We start from the raw sequence: 23,292 nt of genomic DNA, 5'->3' as shown, positions 1-23,292 counted from the left end.
GCGCGTGGGGGTGTCCCCGGCCTGAGGCACCTGCCTCGCTCCCGGCGCCCCGTGGCCGTCTCCTGGCGCCCCGGTCCGGAGCACCCCCGTCCGGAGCGCCCCCGGTGGGCGAGGTCCTGGGCCCCGGTGGGCGAGGTCCGGAGCGCCCCCGGTCCGCGGGGTCCGGGGCACGGCGTGCCCTGGGCGCGGCGCCCGTCGCTACTGGTAGTCGCCCAGGTCCAGCCGCAGCTCCGGGTCCTGCCGGACGTGCTCCAGGTGCTTCAGCTGCAGCGGGTGCAGGACACCGCCGAGCAGCCGGGTCCACGAGACGGGGTAGCCCACCACCTCACCGCGCTGCTCCCCGGGGAACTCGGCCGCCTGGTCCGCGTAGTAGTCCAGGCGGCGCTCCACCTCCCGCAGCCACTCGGCGGTGAGCGGGGTGGCCGCATGGGCGATGAACGCTCCCATGCCCACCAGGCGGGAGTGGTACAGGGCCAGGTCCTTGCCCAGCTGGCCGGGCAGCCGGGTGACCTGCCCCGCACTGAGCTCGGGGTACCCGGCGAGCCACGCCCGTGGATCCTGTCCCACCCGGGTGAACGCGGAGCCCCACGACCCCGTGGGCGCCTTGAGGTCGCAGTACCCGCCCCCGTGGTGGTGCATCAGGTACGCGCGCAGGTAGTCCGAGCGGTGAATCAGGGACAGGTTCTCGTAGGCCGGGTGCAGGGGGTGCTCCGGCACCACCCACTCGTGCAGGTTCTGCGCGGTGACCAGATCCACGGGCACTCCGATCCGTTCGCGAAGCACCGCCAGGTTCTCCCGACGCCGCGGGGTCATGGGGTTCTCGCCCAGCCAGAGCACGAACACCCGGCGCCGCACCGGACCGGGCACCGCGGTTGCTGCTGCGGTGGCAGGGGCGTCGCGGGCCACGAAGGAGCGGCGGTACCGGGCGGGATCGAACTCGTACGGGTGCCATCTGGCGTGCCAGCGACCCGCCACGGTTGCCGCGGAGAACAGCGCCGAGCGCTGCGCCCGGCGGCGGCGCTTGTTCGCCACGAACAGCGCGTGCTTGACCTGGCGCGCCGCCAGCAGCGGGTCCACCGGGTTCACGCCGCACGCTCCGGCTGCAGCGCGGCCACCGTCTCCGGGGTGAGCCACCCGCCCACGCCGCCGGTCACGATCTGCTCGGCCGCCGCGGCAGCCATCGCCGCGCTCGTCTGGAAGCCGTAGCCGCCCTGGCCTGCGAGCCAGAACACGCCGTCGGCCGCGGGGTCCCAGCCGCACACGGGCACGTCCGAGGCGCGTTCGGTCCGCAGCCCGGTCCATGCCTTCGCCACCCCGGTGATGCGCAGCTCCGTGTGCTCGTGGATGGTGGCGATCAGGCGCTCGACGGCGCCCGGGTGCGGCTGCGCGTCGCACGCCTCGCTGGGCTCGGACTCCCCCACCGAGATCATGGCGCCCACGGGATCGGGCCGGTAGTACCAGTGCTCCGCGGCGTCCATGACCATGGGGTGCTCGGCCGGCATGGCCGTGTCCAGGCGGACGAGGGCAGCGGTGCGGCGCAGCGGCTGCAGACCCTGCGGCGCGCCCCCCAGCAGCGAGCCCACGTGCTCCGCCCACGCCCCGGCCGCGTTCACCACGGTGCCCGCGCGGACGACGTCGTCGGGTTCCGTCCCGGGGCTGGTCGCCGCGGGCAGCAGCTCCCAGGTGCTGCCGGCACGCCGGGCCCCGGTCACACGGAACCCCGTGCGCACTGCCACGCCCGCGCTCTCGGCCCGGCGCCGGTGCCACGCGAGCAGCGCTGTGGCGTCCGAGCGCACCGCGGCGCCGTCCACCGCGGCAGTGCGGTAGCGGGCCGCGTCCGCGCGCAGCTCGGGGCACAGGGCGAACAGGTCGGTGCCGCTCATGCGGCGCAGTCCCGGCACGGTCTCCGCGGCGACGTCCGCGGGGGACCCGGCCACGACGAACGGGCTGGGCCACACCAGGGGCGAGGGCAGGTCCGCGGACGCCTCGGCGAGAGCGGCGATGGACCACCGGGTCAGTTCCAGCACCGGTTCCGGGCCGTAGCTCGGGATGAGCTGCTGGGCCGAACGCGCGGAGGTGTGCTGGGCCACGGCGTTCTCGGCCTCCAGGACACAGATGCCCCGGCCGGTGCCGCGCAGGCGTGCCAGCTCCGATGCCGCGGACAGACCCGCGATGCCCGCCCCGATGATCACGATGTCGTGGTGCATGAGCCCATGGTGCCATCCGCCGCAGGAGCAGGTGCGCGGCACACGAGAAGAACCCCGCCCCTCACCGTGACGGTGAGGGGCGGGGTTCCGCGGCGGTCCCGGACGATCGGATCGGCCGGGTCAGCCGTTCATCGACGCGCGATGAGGTGCCTGGATCAGGCGGGGATGTTCAGGACCTGGCCCGGGAAGATCAGGTTGGGCTCCGCCACGATGCCGGTGTTCGCCGAGTACAGGGCCTTCCAGCCGCCGTTCACGCCGAGCTTGTTGGCAATCGTGCCCAGGGTGTCCCCGGCCTGCACGGTGTAGGTGCCGGCGGCCGGAGCTGCCTGCTGCACGGGAGTAACCGGAGCGGAGTACTGCACGGCCGGGGCCTGGGCCACGGGGGCGGCCTGCTGGACCGGGGCAGCCTGCTGCACGGGAGCGGCCTGCTGGACCGGAGCAGCCTGCTGCACGGGGGCGGCCTGCTGGGCCGGAGCGGCTTCCTTCACCGGCGCGGCCTGCTGCACAGGGGCAGCCTGCTGCACGGAGGAGGACTGCGGGGCCACAGAGGACGCGGCACCGGAGGCGATCATGCCGGAGCACTCCCACTGGCTGGCACCGGAGCGGGCCATGAGGGCGGCGGCGGCAGCGTCCTGCACGTGGGCGGGAGCCTCACCGGCAGTGGCGTAGCCCTGCGTGATGTCGCTTCCCATGCCCTGCCAGGTGCTGGTCAGGAACTGGTAGGCACCGGAGGCACCTGAGGAGGCGTTGTGCGCCTGGTAGTTTCCACCGGACTCGCACTGCTTGATGGCGTCCAGGCTGGGGGCCGCGTTGGCGGGAACGGCGAAAGCACCGACGGCCACACCGCCCATCATGACAGCAGCGGCACCACGGCGAATAGCGGTTGAAGTCTTCATCATGCTCCGTAAGGCCACCTACGCTCGTTCCCATCCCTGGGTGTCTTCGCGCCGTCGTCTACCCGTGACTGTTGGTTTTAGGGGTAGAAGCTACGGAATGCTGCCATATAGACGACGTACGGTGTTGCAGCAGCATCCAGCACAATCCGGGGCACGGATCATGTGCACCCGGAGGCGAACTTCCGCTCACGAAAGTCCGCCGAGGAAGTTGTAGATAACGGTAGCGTAACGTTCCCCTGTTTTCCAAGAGCAACGTTACGTGTTCGTTATCCCGCTTCGGGGGGCAACCCCAGTCGCGGGCATGTATCACGGCCTTGGGGACCGTTCAACTCGGGCAACGCTAGGGCACCCCACCCCGAGGGTCAACCCGAGACCGCCCGGATCGGTGGATAACGGCGGGATTCCCAGGTGATAACGGGGTGATATCCAGCCTCTATCGGGCGCCCCACGCGGCAATCACACTAGCCATGCGCGCCTTCTCGTAGGCGTTCGCCTTCGCACTCGATGCGCTGTGGGGTTCCTCACTCAGCGCCGGCTGCGGCGGCAGCTGCGGCCGCTCGACCCGCGCACCGGCCTCCTGGGCGATGAGTGCTCCGGCGGCCCAGTCGTGCTCGTGCAGACCGCGCTCCGAGTAGCCGTCCAGCGTCCCGTCCGCGACCATGCAGAGATCCAGCGAGGCCGCCCCGAGGCGCCGCATGTCCGAGAAGTGCTCCATGGTGTCCAGGAACGAGCCGAACTGCTCCCGGCGCACCGCGGCGTCGTAGGAGAAACCCGTCCCGTACAGGGCTCCCCTGCGGGCCGGCACCGGGCCGGACAGCCGTGCGTCCTCGCCGTTGCGCCGCACCCACGCCCCCAGTCCAGCCACGGCGTAGTACACGCGCCCCAGCGCGGGGGCGTCCACCACTCCCACGAGCCAGTTGCCGTGCTCGTCGCAGGCGGCCACGGACGTGGCGTAGTACACGATGTCCCGGATGAAGTTGGTGGTCCCGTCCAGCGGGTCCACGGACCAGCGCAGGCCCGAGCGCTGCTCGGGAACGTGGGTCCCGGACTCCTCACCCGTGACGGCGTCGTAGGGCCGCTCCCGCTGCAGCACGTCCAGGACCGCCTGCTCCGCGGCGACGTCGAACGCCGTGACCCAGTCCCCGTCCGAGGACTTGTTCACCGCCTGGAACGCCGAGGCGTCCCGGCCGCGCAGCACGTGCGCTCCCGCCTCCGCGGCCCGCAGGGCCACGCCCAGCAGGTCCTCCAGCTCGTCCGTCCCGGGACCCAGCCCCTCCAGGGCATCCGCCATGGTTCTCTACTCCTGTGTGTCGTCGGTGGTGCCGGTGGTGTCGGCCGTGTCCTGGGAACCGTCGGCGGTTCCGGTGCCGGCGCCCGCGGCGTCCTCGAACGCCGCCGGACCCTCGGCGAGCAGGCGCTCGAACCCGGACTCGTCCAGCACCGGGACGCCGAGCGACTCCGCCCTGTCCAGCTTGGTGCCCGCGTTCTCGCCGGCCACCAGGAAGTGCGTCTTCCTGGACACGGACCCCGAGGCCTTCCCGCCGCGTCTCAGGATGGCCTCCTTGGCGGAGTCCCGGCTGTAGCCCTCGAGGGAGCCCGTGACCACCACCGTGATGCCCTCGAGCGTGCGCGGTGTGGACTCGTCGATCTCCTCCTCCATGCGCACACCCGCGGCCGCCCAGCGGTCCACCACGGTGCGGCGCCACGGCTCGTCGAAGAACTCCCGGACGGCCTGGGCGATCACCGGCCCCACGCCGTCGGTGCCGGCCAGGGTGTCCAGGTCCGCCGCGCGGATCGCGTCCATGCTGCGCAGTGCGGTGGCCAGCGAGCGCGCCGCGGTGGGACCCACGTGGCGGATGGACAGCGCCACCAGCACGCGCCACAGCTCGGTGTCCTTGGCCTGCTCCAGCTGCGCGAACATCTGCTCGGTGGTCTTGGAGGGCACGCTCGGCTTGGCCCTGGTGGGTTTGGTCCAGAAGTACGGCACCAGCTCCGGGGTGGTCCGCTGGGTCTTCTCCCCCGTCTGCCGGTCCGTGACCGTGCGCCGGGAGTCCCGCCACACCATCACGTCCCGCAGGTCCTCCGGGGTGAGGTCGAACAGCCCGGCCTCGTTGCGCAGCGGCGGGACCGAGAGATCGGTGCCGTCCGGTGCGTCCAGGGGCACGGGCTGGGTGAGGGCCTTGGCGGCCTCCTCGCCCAGCGCCTCGATGTCGAAGGCACCCCGTCCCGCCGCGTGGTTCACGCGTTCCTTGAGCTGGGACGGGCAGGTCTCCGCGTTGGGGCAGCGGATGTCCACGTCCCCCTCCTTGGCAGGGCGCAGCGGCGTGCCGCAGGAGGGGCACTCGGTGGGCATCACGAACTCCCGCTCGGTGCCGTCCCGCAGCGCCACCACGGGGCCCACGATCTCCGGGATCACATCCCCGGCCTTGCGCAGCACCACGGTGTCCCCGATCAGCACGCCCTTGGCCTTGACCACGTCCTGGTTGTGCAGCGTGGCCATCTCCACCGTGGAGCCGGCCACCCGCACCGGGTCCATGAGGCCGAACGGGGTCACACGACCGGTGCGGCCCACGTTCACCAGGATGTGCACCAGTTTGGTGTTGACCTCCTCCGGCGGGTACTTGTAGGCCACCGCCCAGCGGGGCACGCGCGAGGTGTATCCCAGCCGGAACTGGGTGCGGCGGTCGTCCACCTTGACCACGATGCCGTCGATCTCGTGCAGCAGACTGTGCCGCTTGTCCCCGAATTCCGCGATGAACTCCAGCACCTCGGGGATGGAGGCGAGCACCCGGGAGTACGGGCTCACGGGCAGCCCCCACTCCTGCAGGACGTGGTACGCCCGGGACTGGGTCTCCAGCTCGAAGCCCCGGGCGGCGCCGATGCCGTGCACGAACATGGACAGCGGCCGCCTGGCCGTGACCTGGGGGTCCTTCTGCCGCAGGGACCCCGCGGCGGCGTTGCGCGGGTTGGCGAAGGGCGCCCGGCCCTCCTCCACCATGGCCTCGTTCAGCGCCCGAAAGTCCTTGGAGGAGATGAACACCTCGCCGCGGACCTCCACCTCCTCGGGCAGGTCCTCGCCCGTGAGCCGCTGCGGGATGCTCCTGATGGTGGCCACATTGTGGGTGATGTCCTCGCCCGTGGTGCCGTCGCCGCGGGTGGCCGCGCGCACGAGCACACCGTCCCGGTACAGCAGGTTCACCGCCAGCCCGTCGATCTTGACCTCGCTCAGCCACGCGACCTCCGGCGCACCGGGAAGCTCGACCACCTGCTTCTGCGCGCGTTCCAGCCACGCCACGAGCTCGTCGGTGGAGAAGACGTCCTCCAGCGAGTACATCTTCTCCAGGTGCTTCACCGGGCTGAACGCCGCCCCCACCTCGCCGCCCACCTCCTGCGTGGGCGAGTCGTTGGCCTTGAGCTCCGGGTGCAGCGCCTCGAACTCCTCGAGGGAGCGGTAGAGGGCGTCGTACTCGGCGTCCGAGATCACGGGCTGGTCATGCACGTAGTACGCGGCGCGCGCCTCGCGGACCCGGTCCGAGAGCTCGGCGTACTCCTCCCGCAGGGCCTCGCTGGGCTCCTCCGGGTTGAGGCTCTGGCCGTTTGCGTCCGTGGCCCGCTGCGCGTTCTTGGCGTTGACTGTGCTCACGCCACCATTGTGGCCCAGGACGACGACACGCACGACACGCCCCGCACCCCCTGAGCCCGCGATCCGGCTCGCCGACACCGCGAGGTCACCGTCGGGACGCTCCGCGCGGCCACGGCCGGGCGGAATTCGGTGGCAGTCGGACAGAGGCAACGGGCCCCCTCGGATCCGTGGATCCGAGGGGGCCCGTCGAGCGGTGTCCCGTGGCGGCGGTGCGCCGCCTACAGCGCGGCGACCCGCAGCTGCGCGTGCGGACGGTTGCGCTTGGGGCCCCACACCTGGACGTGCGATGCGCTCCAGTGGGCGCCCCGACCGTCGTCGTCCACGGCCACGGCGACCGTGGCGGGCAGGCGCACCGGGGTGGCGAAGTCCACCGACCACGTGAACGGCACCTCGGACGGCACGCCCGTAAGCGCGAGCGCGCGCGACGCCGTGTACATGCCGTGCGCGATCGCCCCCTTCATGCCCAGCGCCCTGGCGGAGGGGTCCGAGAGGTGGATGGGGTTGTAGTCGCCGCTCACCGCGGCGTAGTCCCGCCCGGTGCCGGCGCCCAGCGACCACTGCCCGGTGGGCAGCGGCGCCTCGAACGGCGCGTGCTCGCGCTGCGCGGCGTCCTCGGAGCCCGCGCGCGGGGCCTCACCCGCAATGGCGGTGTGCACCCCCTTGGCGAGGTAGCCGGAACGTCCGGCCCACGCGACCGAGCCGTCCTCGCGCGTCAGGGTGACGACGGCGTCGAGCATGGTCCCGGCGCGGTGCGCACGCAGGTTCTCGGTCCACGCGGTCGCGGTGACCCGCTCCCCCACCGCCACGTCCGAGACGTGGTGCACGGTGTTGGAGATGTGCACCATGCCGAGCACGGGCAGCGGGAAGTCCTTGCGGGTCAGCACGGACATGGCCACGGGGAACGCGAGACAGTGCAGCGCACCGGAGAACACGGCGGTCTCCGCGGACCCCGGCGCCTCGGGGTGCGGGGTGGCGTGGACCACACGGCAGAACTTCTCGTGCCACTCGGGATCGGCGGCCAGACCCTCCACCACGTGGGCCACGCGGGGCAGCTCGAGCGCGCCCGAGACCCTGTCCCGCCCGGGCGTGCGCAGCGACGCCGGCAGGATGCGACCCACGGGCGAGGTGCGCAGCGCGGGCAGCACCCTGCGCGAGGCCGACGCCGCGGCGTCGCCCGCGGCGGACGTAGCCGCGCGCGCTCCCGCGGTGGCGTAGAGCGCGGGCAGCTTCACGGCGCCCGACGGCATGGTGCGCTCGTAGCCCTCCGGGAGCGAGGGGACGGTGGAATCCGCAGCACTCATGCGCTCAGGCCCCCACCATGCTCTGGCCGCACACGCGCAGCGTCTGGCCGTTGACGCCACCGGCGGCGTCCGAGAGCAGGAACGTGATGGCCTGCGCCACGTCCACCGGGGTGCCACCCTGCTGCAGGGAGTTCAGCCGGCGGGAGATCTGCCGGCGCGCGGCCGGGATCTTGGCGGTCATCTCGGACTCGATGAACCCGGGTGCCACCGCGTTGATGGTGCCGCCCTTGGCGGCGATCAGCGGAGCGGTGGCGGCCACCGCGCCGATCACACCGGCCTTGGAGGCCGCGTAGTTGGTCTGCCCGCGGTTGCCGGCCACACCGCTGGTGGAGGCCAGGCACACGATGCGCGGCGCGGGCCCCAGCTTGTCGGAGGACAGCAGGGTCTCGGTGATGCGCAGCTGGGACTCGATGTTCACCGCGATCACCGAGTTCCACTTGGCCTCGTCCATGTTCGCCAGCATCTTGTCCCGGGTGATCCCGGCGTTGTGCACCACGAGGTCCAGGCGGCCGTAGCGCCCGGCCACGAGGTCCAGGATCTTCTGCCCGGCCTGGGGATCGGTCACGTCCAGCTGCAGCGCGGGGACGCGCAGCTCGTTGGCGAGCTTGCTCAGGGCGTCCCCGGCGGCCGGGACGTCCACCGGGATCACGGTGGCGCCCGAGGCGGCCAGCGTGCGTGTGACCTGCTCGCCGATCCCGCGTGCGGCGCCGGTGACCACGGCCACCTTGCCCGCCACGGGGTGCTCCCAGTCCACACCGGCATCGCCGCGGTCGTCGCCGACCGTGAGGAACTGCCCGTCCACGTACGCGCTGCGCCCGGACAGGAAGAACCGCACGGCGCCGATCACGCTGGGGGCGTCCGCGGCCACGCCGTCCGCGACGAGCACGCCGTTGGCGGTCACGCCCCCGCGCATCTCCTGGGCCACGGAGCGCAGCAGGCCCACCACGCCCTGCCGTGCGGCCGCCTGCGCCGGAGCCAGCTGCTCCGCACCCGGGAGCGTGCCCGAGGCCGCTCCCGTGCCGATCCCCGGGGCGGGGCGGGACAGCGTGATGACCCGGCCACCGGCACGCAGCTTGCGCAGCGCCGAGGACAGCTCCAGGGCGGGACCGCCCAGGTCGGCAGGCCCCTGCGCCTCGGTGTAGTCGATCAGCACGGCGCCCACACGGTCCACGTCGGAGGCGTGGCGGCGCACGTCGAGGTCCCAGCCGAGCATGGCCGACGCCGCGGCGTCGGCGGCCCTGCCCCGGCCCAGCACCAGCACCGCGCCCTCGGGGAAGTCCCGGCCGCTGCGGTAGCGGCGCAGGGCCACAGGGCGCGGCAGGCCCAGCTTGCTCGCGAGCTGCTTGCCCAGCCCCGAGTTGACCATGTCCAGATATGTGTCCGTCACTTCAGTTCTCTCCCGGATCTCGTGATGTCTCGCGGTTGACGTGGGGTGCTCAGGCCGAGCGCAGCAGCATGGCCACGCCCTGGCCACCGGCGGCGCACACAGAGATCAGCGCGGTCTGCGGGCGGCCCTCCGCCTTGGCTCGGGCGGCGAGCTCCTTGGCCGTGGAGGCCACGATGCGACCGCCCGTGGCCGCGAAGGGGTGGCCCGTGGCCAGCGAGGAGCCGTTGACATTGAGCTTGGAGCGGTCGATCGAGCCCAGCGGAGCGTCCAGACCCAGGCGGTCCTTGCAGAACTCGGGGGACTCCCACGCCTTCATGATGGCGAGCACGGTGGAGGCGAACGCCTCGTGGATCTCCACGAGGTCCAGGTCCTGCAGGGTCAGCCCGTGGCGGGCCAGCAGGCGCGGCACGGCGTAGGCGGGGGCCATGAGCAGGCCCTCCTTGCCGGTCACGAAGTCCACCGCGGCGGACTCGGTGTCCACGACCTCGGCGAGCGGGGTCAGCCCACGCTGGGAGGCCCACTCGTCCGTGGTGATCAGCACGGCGGAGGCACCGTCCGTGAGCGGGGTGGAGTTGCCGGCCGTCATGGTGGCCTCACCGGAGAGCTTCTTGCCGAACACCGGGTTCAGGTTGCCCAGCTTCTCCACGGTGGAGTCCGGGCGCATGTTGTTGTCCTTGGTCAGGCCCTTGAACGGGGTGACGAGGTCGTCGAAGAAACCGCGCTCGTAGGCGGCGGCGAGGTGCTGGTGGGAGGCCGCGGCCAGCTCGTCCTGCGCCTCGCGGGTGATGCCCCAGTGCTGGGTGGTCAGCGCCTGGTGCTCGCCCATGGACAGGCCCGTGCGGGGCTCCCCGGAGCTGGGCACGGCGGGCGTGAGGTCCGCGGGGCGGATGTCCTTGAACGCCTGGATCTTCTGCATGGTGGTCTTCGCGCGCTGCAGCTTGAGCAGCGCACGGCGCAGGCCCTCGCTCACGGCGATGGGCGCGTCCGAGGAGGAGTCCACGCCTCCGGCGATGCCGGCCTCGATCTGGCCCAGGCGGATCTTGTTGGAGATGGAGCTCACCGTCTCCATGCCCGTGGCGCACGCCATCTGGACGTCGTAGGCCGGGGTGGCGTGGTCCAGCGCGGAGCCCAGGACGGACTCGCGGGTCAGGTTGAAGTCGCGGGAGTGCTTGATCACGGCACCGGCGGCCACGGCACCCAGGCGCTCGCCCGCGATGCCGGTGCGGGCCACCAGGCCGTCGATCGCCGCGGTCAGCATGTCCTGGTTGGAGGCGTTGGCGTACGGGCCCCCGGCGCGCGAGAACGGGATGCGGTTGCCGGCCACCACCACGGCGCGGGTGCCCGCCGGGGTCGAGGCGTGCTTGCCGGTGGCTGCCATGACGGGAGCGGGCTTGCTCCCGGTGCCGCGCGTGTCCGTGGTCTTCTCCGTGGTCTTCGGTGCGTTGCGCTGCGTGTTCTCGGACATGGGGGTCCCTCCTGAGGGGTGTGTGCGATGTGGATCACTTGAAACCCAGAGTAGCTGATACTCTCGGTATCGTGAAACAGGTCACGACCCCCGTGGACGGCAGGAACAGCCGCTGGCAGCGCCACCGTGCCAAGCGGCGCACCGAGTTGCTCACGGCCGCCCGCGACGCCGTGGCCGCCCACGGTGCCGCCATCTCCATGGAGGAGATCGCGACCGCGTGCGGCACGTCCAAATCCGTGTTCTACCGCTACTTCACGGACAAGGCGGGCGTGCAGGCCGCCATGGGCGAGTACTTCGTGACCCGCATGCGACGCCGCATGGTGGCCGCGGCGAGCGAGGCGGACACGTTCGCGGCCATGATCCACGCACTGGTCTCGGAGTACCTGCGCTCCGTGGCGGGCTCGGCGGAGGTCTACCGCTTCGTCGTGACCGCCCCGGACGAGCAGGGTTCCACAATCGAGCGCTTCGTGAACTCGGTGCGGGACCTGCTCATGGAGCAGCACGTGCGACACCACGGGGAGCAGGTGATGGCCGCGAGCCTGCTGCAGTGCTGGGCCGCCTCCACCGTGGGCATGGTCCGCGGTGCCGGTGAGGCCTGGCTCGCCCGGGGGGACGTCCCCGGGATGCCGGACCGCCACACCATGAGCCGCATCATCACCACATGGGCCGTGGAAGGCCTGCGCCCCGCGGCGGGTGCTGTCCCGCCGGAGCCCTCCGGCGCGGACCTCCCTTCCAGCGCGACCCGTCACCAGGACGGCCCGTCCGTCCACGACACCCCTCAGGAGTCAGCATGACCACCATTCCGGTCAGCGGAACCATTCCCGACACCGACCGCATCGAGGACCTGCCCGAGGAGGGCGCCACCGTACCCTCGGGCATCGACACCGCCGAGCTCGGCAGGATCCTGCTGGGCCGCTGGCCCGAGGCGCGCCTCGCGGCACGCAAGCGGGCCGAGGATCCCAGGTTCCACTCGCAGTACAACCAGACCGTGGAGGACCAGCGCAACCACACGTTCGAGCAGCTCAAGCTGCTCGCGGACGCCGGGCCCCAGTACCTGGGCATGCCCGAGAGCGTGGGCGGGGACATGAGCCCCGGCGCGAACCTCTCCGCGTTCGAGGAGCTCGTGCTCGCGGACCCGTCCCTGCAGATCAAGTCCGGTGTCCAGTGGGGTCTCTTCGGCTCGGCCGTGCTGAACCTGGGCACCGAGGAGCACCACCAGAAGTGGCTGCCCTCGATCCTGGACCTGAGCATGCCCGGCGCCTTCGCCATGACGGAGATCGGCCACGGCTCGGACGTCGCGTCGATCGGGACCACCGCCACGTACATTCCCGAGACCGACGAGTTCGAGATCCACACCCCGTTCAAGGCGGCGTGGAAGGACTACCTGGGCAACGCCGCGGTGCACGGGCGGGCCGCCACGGTCTTCGCGCAGCTCATCGTCAACGGCACCAACCACGGGGTGCACTGCCTCTACGTGCCCCTGCGGGACGAGAACGGCGAGTTCCTGCCCGGTGTGGGCGGCGAGGACGACGGCCGCAAGGGCGGGCTCAACGGCATCGACAACGGCCGGCTGCACTTCGACCACGTGCGTGTTCCCCGCACCAACCTGCTGAACAAGTACGGGGACGTGGACGAGAACGGGGTCTACTCCTCCCCCATCCAGTCCCCGGGCCGGCGCTTCTTCACGATGATCGGCACCCTGGTGCAGGGCCGCGTGTCCCTGGACGGCGCCGCCACCATCGCGAGCCAGGCGGCACTGAGCATCGCGGTGCGCTACGCCGAGCAGCGCCGGCAGTTCAACACCCACTCGGACACCCAGGAGCAGACGCTGCTGGACTACCAGCGCCACCAGCGCCGCCTCATTCCCAGGATCGCCGAGACCTACGCGATGACGTTCGCGCACCAGCAGCTGCTGGACAAGTTCCACGAGGTGTTCTCCGGCGAGGACGACTCCGACGAGAACCGTGAGCAGCTGGAGACCCTGGCCGCCGCGTTCAAGGCCATGTCCACGTGGAGCGCGCTGGACACCCTGCAGGAGTGCCGCGAGGCGTGCGGCGGTGCCGGGTTCATCGCCAAGAACCGCTTCGTGGAGCTGCGGGCGGACCTGGACGTCTACGCCACGTTCGAGGGTGACAACACCATCCTGCTGCAGCTCGCCGCCAAGCGGCTGCTCACGGACTACTCGGCGGGCTTCAAGGACGCGGACATGGGCGTCATGGCGCGCTACGTGGCGGACCGGGCGGCCGAGACCGGGTTCAACCGCACGGGGCTGCGCAAGCTGACCCAGGCGGTCTCCGACACCGGTGACTCCCGCAAGTCCGTCAACGCGCTGCGTGATCCGGAGGCCCAGCGGGCGCTGCTCGTGGACCGGGTGCACACCATGGTGGGTGACATCGCGGACGAGCTGCGTGCGGTGGGCAAGAAGTCCCGCCTGGAGCAGGCGGAGGCGTTCAACGAGAACCAGAACCGGCTGCTGGAGGCCGCCCGAACCCACGCCCGGCTGCTGCAGTGGGAGGCGTTCACCGCGGGGCTCGAGAAGATCGAGGACCCGGACACCAAGCGTGTGCTCACGTGGCTGCGGGACCTGTTCGGGCTGCACCTGATCGAGACGGACCTGGCCTGGTACCTGTCCTACGGCCGGCTGTCCATGCGCCGGGGCCGTGCCCTGGAGTCCTACATCAACCGCTTGATCGCCCGCCTGCGGCCGTACGCGCTGGAACTCGTGGACTCCTTCGGGCTGTCCCCCGAGCTGCTGCGCGCGGAGATCGGCGGCACGGTGGAGGCCGAGCGCCAGGAGGAGGCCGCCGAGTACTACCGGCGGCTGCGGGCCAGCGGGGACGCCCCCGTCAAGGAGCCCAAGCCCGCCAAGCCCGCGGGCGCGAAGAAGCGCGGCAAGCGCAGCTGAGCGGCCGGCCGCCGCGTCACGCCCCCGAGGGGTGCGGTGCGCAGCGGCTGGGTCTGCCATCCCAGGACACGTCCCAGGACCACGGTCCCGCGGCACCCTCCGAACTCGGAGGGTGCCGCGGGACCGTTTCCGTGTCCGCAGGGCATATCCACCGCCCGGGTTCCGACCGCCGCCGCGTCGAGCCCCCGCCAGGTCGGGCCGCCGTGGGGTCGGGCCCGCACCGGGTACCGGGGCCAGCGCGCGTCGCCTGCCGTGCGGGCATCGGCGTCCGCGCCGCGCCGCCGTTCAGCGGACGCGCGGGATGGAAGAGGTGTTCGCCCGGGGGTCGTCCGCGGTGAGCACGTCCGCGACCACGAGCGTGACGTTGTCCCGCCCGCCGGTGCGCAGCGCGGCCTGGACGAGGACGTCCGCGGCCTCCTTGGGGTGCTGGACCGAGTGCAGGACCCGGGCGATGTGCGCCGGGGACAGCTCCCCGGTGAGACCGTCCGAGCACATCAGCAGCCGCTGGCCCGGCACCGCGGGCAGCACGACGACGTCCGGCTCCCAGATCTGTCCGGTCCCCAGCGCCCGGGTGATCACGTTGCGGCGCGGGTGCACGAGTGCCTGGGCGGGGGTGAGCTGGCCGATGGACACGAGGTACTGCACCTCGGAGTGGTCCACGGTGAGCTGGGCGACCCCCACGGGCCCGGTCTCGGGCGTGACCTGCGCGCCCGGTGCGGGGCCGGTGAGCTGGTAGGTGCGCGAGTCCCCCACGTTGAACACGAGCCACAGCCACGTGCCGGAGATCTGCACGAGCCACGCTCCCGTGACCGTGGTCCCGGCGCGGGTTCCGCACTCCGCCTGGATGGCCCGGTCCGCCTCCCACAGCACCGAGCGCACCCGGCGCACGGCCTCCAGCGCCTCGTGGGGGATGTCCGGGTCCAGCTTGAGCTGCCGGTCGATGGTCGCGCGGAAGCGGGCCACGTCCGAACCCGGTTCCGGCTCCACGATCCGGTAGTCCCGGAAGTCCTCGAGCGTGAACAGCTCCGAGGCCCCGAGCGTGGACACGCACAGCGCACTGGCCACCTCGCCGGCCTCGTGCCCGCCCATGCCGTCCGCCACGGCGCACATGGTGTCCGTGACGATGAGGGCGTCCTCGTTGGTCTCACGACGCAGCCCGCGGTCGGTGACACCGCCCGATCGGATGGTCAGCGCAGCGGTCATTCGACCTCGTCTTCCAGGAGGGGCCCGTGGCCCTGGGTGATGGCCACGGGGCGCACGTCCCCGAAGCCGCGGACGTTGCACGTGGCCTGGGGTTCCAGCACGAAGCGCTCGTCGCCGGCGAGCACGCGGGCCGTGGACTCGTCCACCACCACCCCGCCGGGATCCGTGAGCGCCACCAGGCGGGAGGCGAGGTTCACCGTGGGTCCGTACAGGTCCCCCAGCCGGGGCAGCACGCGCCCCCACACGAAGGCGACCCGCGCCTGCGGCAGCAGCTCGTCCTCCCTGATGATGCGGGCGAGCGCCAGTGAGATCTGCGCCCCGCCCTCGGGGGTCTCGGAGAGGAACATGACCTCGTCCCCGATGGTCTTGATGACCCGGCCGCCGCCGATGGAGATGACCTCGGCGCACCGCTTCTCGAAGCGCTGGACGAGGTTCGCGAGCGTGCGCTCGTTCATCCGCCGGGACAGGGACGTGTAGGAGACGAGGTCCGCGAAACCCACGCCGCGCGCGAGCGGCAGGGCGGACCCGCCCACGTCCGGGGCGGCGTCGTGCAGGGTGAGGGTGGTGCCGTCCGGGCGCTCACCGCGCATCGCGAGGCGCTGGACGGCCGCGGAGAGCTGCCGCCGCCACGCGTAGTCCAGCAGGTGCTCGAGGGGTTCCAGCAGATCGGGGAGGACGCTGAGCAGCTCGCGCCGGGCCCGGGCGTCGGTCATGCCCTGGTGGGCCACCATGTCCTCCACGAGTGCCTCCACCTGCCACACGACCATGCGGTCCGTGAGCTGCGCCACGGAGCGGGCCAGGGACAGGGCCGCCTCCTCGCTCAGCCTGCCCCCCTGCACCAGGCCGGAGACCACGCGCAGGGCCCGGACGTCCTCACCGGTGAAGTAGACCTCGTCGTCACTGAGGTTGGGGAACCCCAGCGCGCGCCAGATCTTGCGGGCGGACGCTGTGGACAGCTCCGCGTCCCGCGCGGCCTCGCGGCGTCGCAGGTTGCGCTGGGACCCGAGCAGCAACGAGTCCAGGTGGCGCACCGCGGCCTGGGACTCCTCCGAGCCGTACAGGTTGGACTGCACGGGGTTGTGCAGGTTCAGGTTCAGCTGCTCCGTCTGGGGGCCCGTGACAGGCGGGCCCGTGTGTTCCGAGGGGTCGTCAGCCACGCGGTCCTCCTTGCTGGGCGTTGGGGGTCCCGGGACGGCCCGGTCCGGCGGTGTCGCCTCCACCACTGTAGTTCCCCACCCCGGCCGCGGACTCGCGCACGAGCTGCGCGAAGCGTGCCGGTTGCGGGCAGCCCGCCAGTTTGAGGCCGCCCAGCGGGCCGAAGTCCGCGAGCACGGTGCCGCGGTCCAGCACCTCGCGGGTCTCCCCCGCCGTGGCGGCACCGCGCGTGACCCGCACCGAGCCCAGGGCGCTCAGCGGCAGGTGCACCACGCCGTCGCGGGCCGCCGGGCCCAGCAGCGCCAACCGCGCGGTGGTGAGCACGAACCGCGTGCGCAGCCACCGCCACGCGGGGATCAGCACGAACCGCCACGCCGCGAGCAGCGCCACCACCAGCAGCACCCACCCCACGAACGTGTGCAGCGTGGTCCACGGGGTGTCCGTGGGCCGCCAGGTGAGGTCCAGGACGCGGCGCAGGGCCGAGTACACGAGCACCGTGAGCCACGCGGCGAGCGCCGGACGCACCAGCCCCAGGGGGTGCGGGCGGGTGGCCACCACGGTCTCCTCCCCCGGTGCCAGGTCCAGACGGTGCCCTTGCCTCATGCGCGGGGCCCCTCGGCGGCGCCCCGTCCGCCCGGTGCGGGGCTCGCGGGACGCACGTGGACGACGTCGCCCGCGGAGTACTCGTGCTCGGTCCCGTCCGCGGCGCGCACCAGCAGCTGCCCGGAGGCGCCGAGCCCCGTGGCCGTGGCGAGCAGGGGCTCCGCGGACCCGGGCAGCTGGAGGGACACCCTGCGCCCGAGGGTGCCCAGCCGGTTCTCGATGTCGCGTCGCAGCTCGCCGTCCGGGCCCAGCTGTCCGGCGGGGTCCTGCGCGGCCCGGTCCATGACCTCGGAGAACCGGGCGAGGACCACCGTGAGCAGCTCGGGGCGGGCGGGGACGTAGCCGTCGGGCCCGGCCTCCAGCCGCAGGGACGTGGCCGTGGGCACGGGGAGCTCCTGCTGGTTCACGTTGATGCCCGCGCCGATCACCACGGTGCGCGGGCCCGCACCGGTGGTGGGCACGAGGCCCGCGAGGATGCCGCAGAGCTTGCGGTCGCGGTTCAGGACGTCGTTGGGCCACTTGATCGTGGCCGGTGCGCCCATGAGCCCGCGCACGGCCTCCGTGATGCTGTGCGCCATGAGCAGGGTGAGCCACGGGAGCAGCTCCTGGGGCCAGGGGCGGCCCGCGCGGTCCACGGGGGTGCAGGCCACCGAGAAGGTGACGGCGGCTCCCGCGGGGGTCACCCACTGCCGGTCCAGCCGGCCCTTTCCCCGGCTCTGGTAGCCGGTCACGACGGCCTCCAGGTCCGGTCCGTCCCCGTCCCGCGGGGTCCGCTGCGCCACGCGGTCGGTGAGCCACGTGTTGGTGGAGCCCACGCTGTCCAGGACCGTGATCTCGCGGTACCCAAGGGGCCGCAGCGCCGCGGCGAGCTCGGCGGCGTCGTAGTCCGCGGCGGGATGCTGTTCCGTGACGTCCATGGGGCCTGCGCTCCTTCGGCATGCGGCCTGCGCCGCGGTCGGTGTCTCCTCGTACTGTCGTGCTCCCAACCCTATGTCCAGCCCGGTGCCCCGGACATATGCTGGGACGGGCCGGACCCGGCCCGTGACCCGGCCGTGGGAGGACCCAGCATGAGCATCTTCGCCCTGAACTACACCTACGGCGGTCCGCCAGAGATCCTCGCGGAGCACCGTCCGGCCCACCGGGCCTTCTTGCGGCAGCTCAACGAGCGCGGCGTCAACCTGGCCTCCGGACCGCTCGGTGACGACGGCGCCCTGATCCTGCTCCGCGCCGACGGCGCCGACGAGGTGGAGCGCCTCATCCAGGACGACCCCCTGGTGGTCCACGGGGCGGTCACCGCGCACGAGATCCGCGAGTGGTCCGTGACGATCGGGGCCGTGGGCACGGACTGAGCCCCGGCGCCGTCGACCGCTCGAAGATCACCCCCGGGGATTGTGGGACCTCGACAACGGCCCACCCCGCGGTGCCATCTACACTGGAGGTCGATTCCGGGGGGCCCGCGGCACGCCCGGACACGAGCCGACCACGACAACGCGAGGTGTTATGAGCCACGACCTGTCCACCACAGCAGGCAAGATCGCCGATTTCCGGCAGCGCCGGGAGGAGGCCGCAGCGCCGGCCGGACAGGCGGCCGTGGACAAGCAGCACTCCCGGGGCAAGAACACCGCGCGCGAGCGCATCGAGATGCTGCTGGACCCGGACTCCTTCGTGGAGTTCGACGCGCTGGCCGTGCACCACAGCACCATGTTCGGCATGGAGAAGAAGAAGCTGCTCGGTGACGGCGTGGTCAGCGGCTACGGCACCGTGGACGGGCGCCTGGTGGCCGTGTACTCGCAGGACTTCGGGGTGTTCGGCGGTTCGCTCTCCCAGGTCAACGGCGAGAAGATCGTGAAGGTCCAGAAGTTCGCGCTGCGCAACGGCTGCCCCGTGATCGGCATCAACGACGGCGGCGGCGCGCGCATCCAGGAGGGCGTGGCCTCACTGGCCATGTTCGCCGACATCTTCCGCATGAACGTGCGGGCCTCGGGTGTGATCCCGCAGATCTCCCTGATCATGGGGCCGTGCGCCGGCGGTGCCGCGTACTCCCCCGCCCTGACCGACTTCGTGGTGATGGTGGACAAGACCTCCCACATGTTCATCACCGGCCCGGACGTGATCAAGACCGTCACGGGTGAGACCGTGGATATGGAGACCCTGGGCGGTGCCCGCTCCCACAACGAGCGCACCGGCACCGCGGCGTACCTGGCCTCGGACGAGCAGGACGCCTTCTACTTCGTGCACGAGCTGCTGGAGTACCTGCCCGGCAACAACCTGCAGGACAGCCCCCTGCTGGACCACGACCAGGTGCCCGAGACCACGGACGAGGACCTCGCGCTGGACGAGCTGATCCCGGACTCCGCGAACCAGCCCTACGACATGCGCACCGTGATCGAGACGGTCGTGGACGACGGGCAGTTCCTGCAGATCCAGGAGCTCTACGCACCCAACGTGATGGTGGGCTACGCCCGTGTGGAGGGCCACACCGTGGGGATCGTGGCGAACCAGCCCATGCAGTTCGCGGGCACGCTGAACATCGCCGCGTCCGAGAAGGCCGCGCGCTTCGTGCGCCACTGCGACGCCTTCAACATCCCCATCCTCACGTTCGTGGACGTCCCCGGGTTCCTGCCCGGCACGGACCAGGAGTTCAACGGCATCATCCGCCGCGGCGCCAAGCTGCTCTACGCCTACGCCGAGGCCACCGTCCCGATGGTCACCCTCATCACGCGCAAGGCGTACGGCGGCGCGTACATCGTGATGGGCTCCAAGAAGCTCGGTGCGGACATCAACCTGGCGTGGCCCACCGCGCAGATCGGCGTGATGGGCTCCCAGGGCGCGGTGGAGATCCTCTACCGCCGGGACCTCAAGGCCGCCGAGGACAACGGGGAGGACGCCCAGGCCCTGCGCGCCGAACTGGCCCAGCAGTTCGAGGAGGACCTGCTGAACCCGTACCAGGCCGCCGAGCTCGGGTACGTGGACGCCGTCATCTGCCCCTCCGAGACCCGCGAGCAGATCATCAAGGCCCTGCGCGGGCTGTCCGACAAGCGGGCGTCCCAGCCCGCCAAGAAGCACGGGAACATCCCGCTGTGAGCCCCGCGGACCGGATCGACCGTGCTGCTCCCGCCGCCTCCCCGGCGGCCGGGACACCGCCGCGGCCCCCTGCCGATCCCGGGACCGCCGCGGTGGCGTCCCTGCCGGAGGCCTCGGTGCAGGGGAAACCGCTGTTCACCGTGACGCGCGGCAACCCCACCCCCGAGGAACTCGCGGCGCTGGTCGCGGTCCTCGGTGCGCAGCCCGCGCCACAGGAGTCGCCCCGGCCCCGTCCCGGCCGGGCCCCGCGGTCCCAGTCCCGACGGGTCCGGCTGGGCCTGCGGCTGCGTCCCGGCCGCGGTGCGTGGCGCTGGACCCAGCCCGAGCGCTAGCAGGCGGGACAACGCCTCGGCCCGGCCGGCGGCGCGCCCGCCCGTCTTGTGGTGCTCGCGCCGTCGGCACGGGCACCGGCTCCCACCCCCGGGGTGCTTCCGGACGGCGGACGGTTCCGCAGGAGGGAATAATGTGCACGTGGCCGCCATCTCCGTCTCCGCCCTCGTGTCCCTCGCCGTCGTGCTGCTCGTGAGCGGCACAGCGAAGCTGCTGGCCCCGGAGACCGGCCGCACCCTGCTGTCCACCGTGCCCCTGCCATCCGCCCTGCGTGCCGGCTGGGTGCAGGGCGTTCTGCCCTGGGTGGAGATCGTCCTGGCCGCGGGGCTGCTGTTCACCTCGGGGACCCTGCTGATCGCCGCAGCACTGGCCGCCACGGTGCTGTTCGCGGCCTTCACCGCGGTGGTGCTGCGCGGTACCCGGGTCCCGGACCCCGCGTCCTGCGGGTGCTTCGGTTCCCTGTCCCGGGCGCCGGTTTCCCGACGCACCGTGGTGCGCAATCTCGGTTTCACCCTCGTCGCGGTGCTCGCGCTGGTCCTCGCGGTGCTGGGTGCCGACGGCCCCGCGGTCGACGTCCCGTGGTGGACCGTCGCGGCGGGGGCCCTTCCCGTGGTGCTCGTCCTGCTGACCGTGTGGAGCGAGCGCCCGGGTGCACCTGCGGCGGATCCGCACGACGTCGCCCGCGTGCCCCTGCTCCCGGATTCCGGGGGGCGTCGCGGTGCCGGGGGAGGCCGCGAGGCCGCGGCGGTCCCTGCGACCGGGCGCCCCGCGGCAGTGCCGGCCCGGATGGCACCGGACGCCCCCGACGGCGCTCCGGATCCCGCTCCCGGGGCGGAGCCGGCGGAGTACGAGCGGGTCCCCATTCCCTTCGCCGGGCTCACCGGTGCCGAGGGCTCCGTGGTGACGCTGCGGGAACTGGCCAGGACGCAGGCACGGGCGCTGTTCACCGTGAGCCCCACGTGCGGCTCGTGTGCTCCCGTGATCGAGCGGCTGACCCCGTTGCGGGACCGGGTGGGGCCGGTGGCGCTGCACGCGGTCGTGGCCCGTGAGGAGCACCGCGACCTGCTCCCCGCGCCGTTGCGCCCCGCCGCCCTGGTGGACCGGGAGCACGCCACGGCCACGCTGTTCGAGCAGTCGGGCACGCCCTGGGCCGTGGTGCTCGGCGCGGACGGCCTGCTGGCCGGCGGGCCCGTGGCCGGGAGCGGACCCGTGCTGGAGCTGCTCGACGAACTGCAGGAGCGCTTCGCCGCATGAGCAGCGCGGGCGGCACGGTGGCCGGGATGCGGATGGATGCTTGCCCGGGACCCGAGTGTGACTAGGGTTACATTCCGTGACCACAACCAACACCGCATCGCAGCCCCCGGAGCCCCTGGCACCCCTGGGCTCCGCCCGGCGCACGGCCACCGCCGTTGACGCCCTCGCCGACACCTACTTCCAGCAGTGCATGGCCCTGGACCCCAGCGCCGCCACGTTCAACGGGATCCCCGGCCATGAGACCGAGTACCCGGACTTCGGCCCGGACGGACGGGCCCGGCGTGCCGAGCTCGTGCGCACCACCCTCGAGAAACTGGACGAGGTCCAGCCGCAGGACGACGTCGACCGCGTGACCTTGCACGCCCTGCGCAACGAACTCGAGATCGAGTGGGAGCGCCACGAGGCGAACCTGGACGTCTCCGCGGTCAACAACATCGAGTCCCCCGTGCAGGGCATCCGCCAGATCCTCGACGCCATGCCGCGCGAGACCGAGCAGGACTGGCAGCACATTGCCGGGCGCATGGCGAACATCCCGGCCGCCCTGGAGCAGTACCGCGCGGGACTGGACGAGGCCGTGGCACTGAACCGTCCGCCGTCGGCCCCGCAGATCGTGGAGGCCTCCCAGCAGGCCGAGCAGTACGCCTCCGACGAGGGGTTCTTCGCCACGCTCGCGGCGGACCCCGCCGCGCCCGCCTCGGTGCGTGCGGACCTGTCCCGCGCCGCCGACGCCGCCCGCGAGGCCTACCGGGGCGTCGCCCGGATGCTGCGCGAGGACTTCGCCCCGGTCGCCCGGGAGTCCGACGCGTGCGGCCTCGAGGACTACCGCCTGCACCTGGCGTCCTTCCTGGGCGCCCGCCGGGACCCCCGCGAGGTCTACGACTGGGGCGTGCAGCAGCTGCTCGCCCTCGATGCCGAGCAGCGCGCCGTGGCCGAGCAGATCCAGCCCGGCGCCAGCATCCAGGAGGCCATGGCCGCGCTGAACGCAGACCCCGCACGGCAGCTGCACTCCCCCGAGGAGCTGCAGGCGTGGATGCAGAAGCTCTCCGACACCGCCCTGGCCGCCATGGCGGGCACGCACTTCGAGATCACCGAGCCCATGAGCACCCTGGAGTGCTGCATCGCCCCCACGCAGGACGGCATCATCTACTACACCCCGCCCAGCTCGGACTTCTCCCGGCCCGGGCGCATGTGGTGGTCCGTGCCCGCGGGCGTCTCGCAGCACAACACGTGGGAGGAGACCACCACCGTCTACCACGAGGGCATCCCGGGCCACCACCTGCAGTGCGCCACCGCGCTGGCGAACGCCGGTGAGCTCAACGAGTGGCGCCGCATGGGCATCTGGGTCTCCGGCCACGGCGAGGGCTGGGCCCTGTACGCGGAGCGCCTCATGGCCGAGCTCGGCTTCCTGGACGATCCCGGGGACCGGATGGGCATGCTCGACTCGCAGCGCCTGCGCACCGTGCGCGTGATCTTCGACGTGGGCTTCCACTGCGGCTTCGAGATCCCGGAGGAACTCGGGGAGCTGCTCGGCGGCGCCCGCGCGGGTGAGGTGTGGACCCCCGAGGACGGCTGGAAGTTCCTGCGGCACAACGTGGCCATGGCGGAGGGCACGCTGCGCTTCGAGTGGCTGCGCTACATGGGCTGGCCGGGTCAGGCGCCCTCCTACCGCGTGGGGCTGCAGATGTGGCTCGACGCCCGCGAGCAGGCCAGGGCGCGCGAGGGCGCGGACTTCGACCTCAAGCGCTTCCACAGCCGCGCGCTGCGACTGGGCTCCGTGGGATTGGACACACTGACCTACGCCCTCGCGCTGTAGCGCCGCGCGCTCCCGGGGATCGTCGCCCGCGGTCCCCGGGAGCGCC

General features: G+C 72.4%; 19 protein-coding genes. 7 read left to right on the top strand and 12 right to left on the bottom strand.

Annotated elements, in window-relative coordinates; all coding sequences use genetic code 11:
• Positions 1-198 precede the first annotated feature (198 nt).
• From C1C97_RS10230 to C1C97_RS10195, 8 genes are all read right to left on the bottom strand, one after another.
• Positions 199-1,086 carry a glycosyltransferase family 32 protein gene (locus tag C1C97_RS10230; RefSeq protein ID WP_110919263.1) on the bottom strand — a complete coding sequence of 296 codons (888 nt, stop codon included), beginning with the start codon at positions 1,084-1,086 and terminating at the stop codon, positions 199-201.
• The gene (locus tag C1C97_RS10225) at positions 1,083-2,207 is read right to left on the bottom strand and encodes an NAD(P)/FAD-dependent oxidoreductase (protein WP_121031676.1); all 1,125 of its coding nucleotides are present in this window, start codon (positions 2,205-2,207) and stop codon (positions 1,083-1,085) included. The genes C1C97_RS10230 and C1C97_RS10225 overlap by 4 nt, the downstream gene beginning before the upstream one ends.
• 155 nt (positions 2,208-2,362) lie before the next feature.
• Positions 2,363-3,058, bottom strand: coding sequence for a LysM peptidoglycan-binding domain-containing protein (locus C1C97_RS10220; protein WP_233542879.1), 696 nt, complete (start codon positions 3,056-3,058; stop codon positions 2,363-2,365).
• A 478-nt stretch (positions 3,059-3,536) separates the two neighbouring features.
• Positions 3,537-4,394, bottom strand: coding sequence for an inositol monophosphatase family protein (locus C1C97_RS10215; RefSeq protein ID WP_121031672.1), 858 nt, complete (start codon positions 4,392-4,394; stop codon positions 3,537-3,539).
• A 6-nt stretch (positions 4,395-4,400) separates the two neighbouring features.
• Positions 4,401-6,746, bottom strand: a complete 2,346-nt coding sequence (gene ligA, locus C1C97_RS10210; RefSeq protein ID WP_121031670.1) for an NAD-dependent DNA ligase LigA — start codon at positions 6,744-6,746, stop codon at positions 4,401-4,403.
• Positions 6,747-6,964: 218 nt separating this feature from the next.
• Positions 6,965-8,047 carry a MaoC/PaaZ C-terminal domain-containing protein gene (locus C1C97_RS10205; protein ID WP_121031668.1) on the bottom strand — a complete coding sequence of 361 codons (1,083 nt, stop codon included), beginning with the start codon at positions 8,045-8,047 and terminating at the stop codon, positions 6,965-6,967.
• Between the two features lie 4 nt (positions 8,048-8,051).
• On the bottom strand, positions 8,052-9,434 hold the full coding sequence (locus C1C97_RS10200) for a 3-oxoacyl-ACP reductase (RefSeq protein WP_110919257.1): 1,383 nt from the start codon (positions 9,432-9,434) through the stop codon (positions 8,052-8,054).
• Positions 9,435-9,483: 49 nt separating this feature from the next.
• Entirely contained in the window at positions 9,484-10,812 is a 1,329-nt protein-coding gene (locus tag C1C97_RS10195; protein ID WP_110919268.1) for an acetyl-CoA C-acetyltransferase, read from the bottom strand.
• Between the two features lie 158 nt (positions 10,813-10,970).
• On the opposite strand from C1C97_RS10195, the gene C1C97_RS10190 reads away from it, so the two are divergent.
• Entirely contained in the window at positions 10,971-11,693 is a 723-nt protein-coding gene (locus C1C97_RS10190; RefSeq protein WP_233542876.1) for a TetR/AcrR family transcriptional regulator, read from the top strand.
• A complete protein-coding gene (locus C1C97_RS10185; RefSeq protein ID WP_110919255.1) occupies positions 11,690-13,804 on the top strand; it encodes an acyl-CoA dehydrogenase family protein in 2,115 nt (704 codons plus the stop codon). The genes C1C97_RS10190 and C1C97_RS10185 overlap by 4 nt, the downstream gene beginning before the upstream one ends.
• Before the next feature lie 285 nt (positions 13,805-14,089).
• Here C1C97_RS10185 and C1C97_RS10180 read toward each other — a convergent pair whose 3' ends face one another.
• Genes C1C97_RS10180 through C1C97_RS10165 form a run of 4 tightly spaced genes read right to left on the bottom strand, consistent with a single transcriptional unit; the run spans position 14,090 to position 17,682 of the window.
• Positions 14,090-15,007 (bottom strand): PP2C family protein-serine/threonine phosphatase, encoded by a 918-nt coding sequence (locus tag C1C97_RS10180; RefSeq protein WP_110919254.1) that lies wholly within the window; start codon positions 15,005-15,007, stop codon positions 14,090-14,092.
• A complete protein-coding gene (locus C1C97_RS10175; RefSeq protein WP_110919253.1) occupies positions 15,004-16,164 on the bottom strand; it encodes an adenylate/guanylate cyclase domain-containing protein in 1,161 nt (386 codons plus the stop codon). Before C1C97_RS10175 ends, C1C97_RS10180 begins: the two co-directional genes overlap by 4 nt.
• Positions 16,157-16,765 (bottom strand): hypothetical protein, encoded by a 609-nt coding sequence (locus C1C97_RS10170; protein WP_110919252.1) that lies wholly within the window; start codon positions 16,763-16,765, stop codon positions 16,157-16,159. Before C1C97_RS10170 ends, C1C97_RS10175 begins: the two co-directional genes overlap by 8 nt.
• Positions 16,762-17,682: a biotin--[acetyl-CoA-carboxylase] ligase gene (locus C1C97_RS10165; RefSeq protein ID WP_110919251.1), complete on the bottom strand. Its 921-nt coding sequence runs from the start codon at positions 17,680-17,682 to the stop codon at positions 16,762-16,764. Before C1C97_RS10165 ends, C1C97_RS10170 begins: the two co-directional genes overlap by 4 nt.
• Positions 17,683-17,832: 150 nt before the next feature.
• Here C1C97_RS10165 and C1C97_RS10160 point away from each other — a divergent pair, with 150 nt between their 5' ends.
• The 5 genes from C1C97_RS10160 (at position 17,833) to C1C97_RS10140 (ending at position 23,246) form a co-directional block, all read left to right on the top strand.
• A complete protein-coding gene (locus C1C97_RS10160; protein ID WP_110919250.1) occupies positions 17,833-18,114 on the top strand; it encodes a YciI family protein in 282 nt (93 codons plus the stop codon).
• 151 nt (positions 18,115-18,265) lie between these two features.
• Positions 18,266-19,849 (top strand): acyl-CoA carboxylase subunit beta, encoded by a 1,584-nt coding sequence (locus C1C97_RS10155; RefSeq protein ID WP_121031665.1) that lies wholly within the window; start codon positions 18,266-18,268, stop codon positions 19,847-19,849.
• Complete coding sequence (locus C1C97_RS10150; RefSeq protein ID WP_121031663.1) at positions 19,846-20,181, top strand: acyl-CoA carboxylase subunit epsilon; 336 nt, start codon at positions 19,846-19,848, stop codon at positions 20,179-20,181. Before C1C97_RS10155 ends, C1C97_RS10150 begins: the two co-directional genes overlap by 4 nt.
• A 139-nt stretch (positions 20,182-20,320) precedes the next feature.
• Positions 20,321-21,433 carry a MauE/DoxX family redox-associated membrane protein gene (locus tag C1C97_RS10145; RefSeq protein ID WP_121031699.1) on the top strand — a complete coding sequence of 371 codons (1,113 nt, stop codon included), beginning with the start codon at positions 20,321-20,323 and terminating at the stop codon, positions 21,431-21,433.
• Positions 21,434-21,509: 76 nt separating this feature from the next.
• Complete coding sequence (locus C1C97_RS10140) at positions 21,510-23,246, top strand: DUF885 domain-containing protein (protein ID WP_110919247.1); 1,737 nt, start codon at positions 21,510-21,512, stop codon at positions 23,244-23,246.
• The last annotated feature ends 46 nt before the right edge of the window (positions 23,247-23,292 follow it).

The organism is Kocuria tytonis (genome assembly GCF_003226895.2).
Taxonomy (GTDB): domain Bacteria; phylum Actinomycetota; class Actinomycetes; order Actinomycetales; family Micrococcaceae; genus Kocuria; species Kocuria tytonis.
This window is presented reverse-complemented; position numbering and strand designations above follow the sequence as displayed.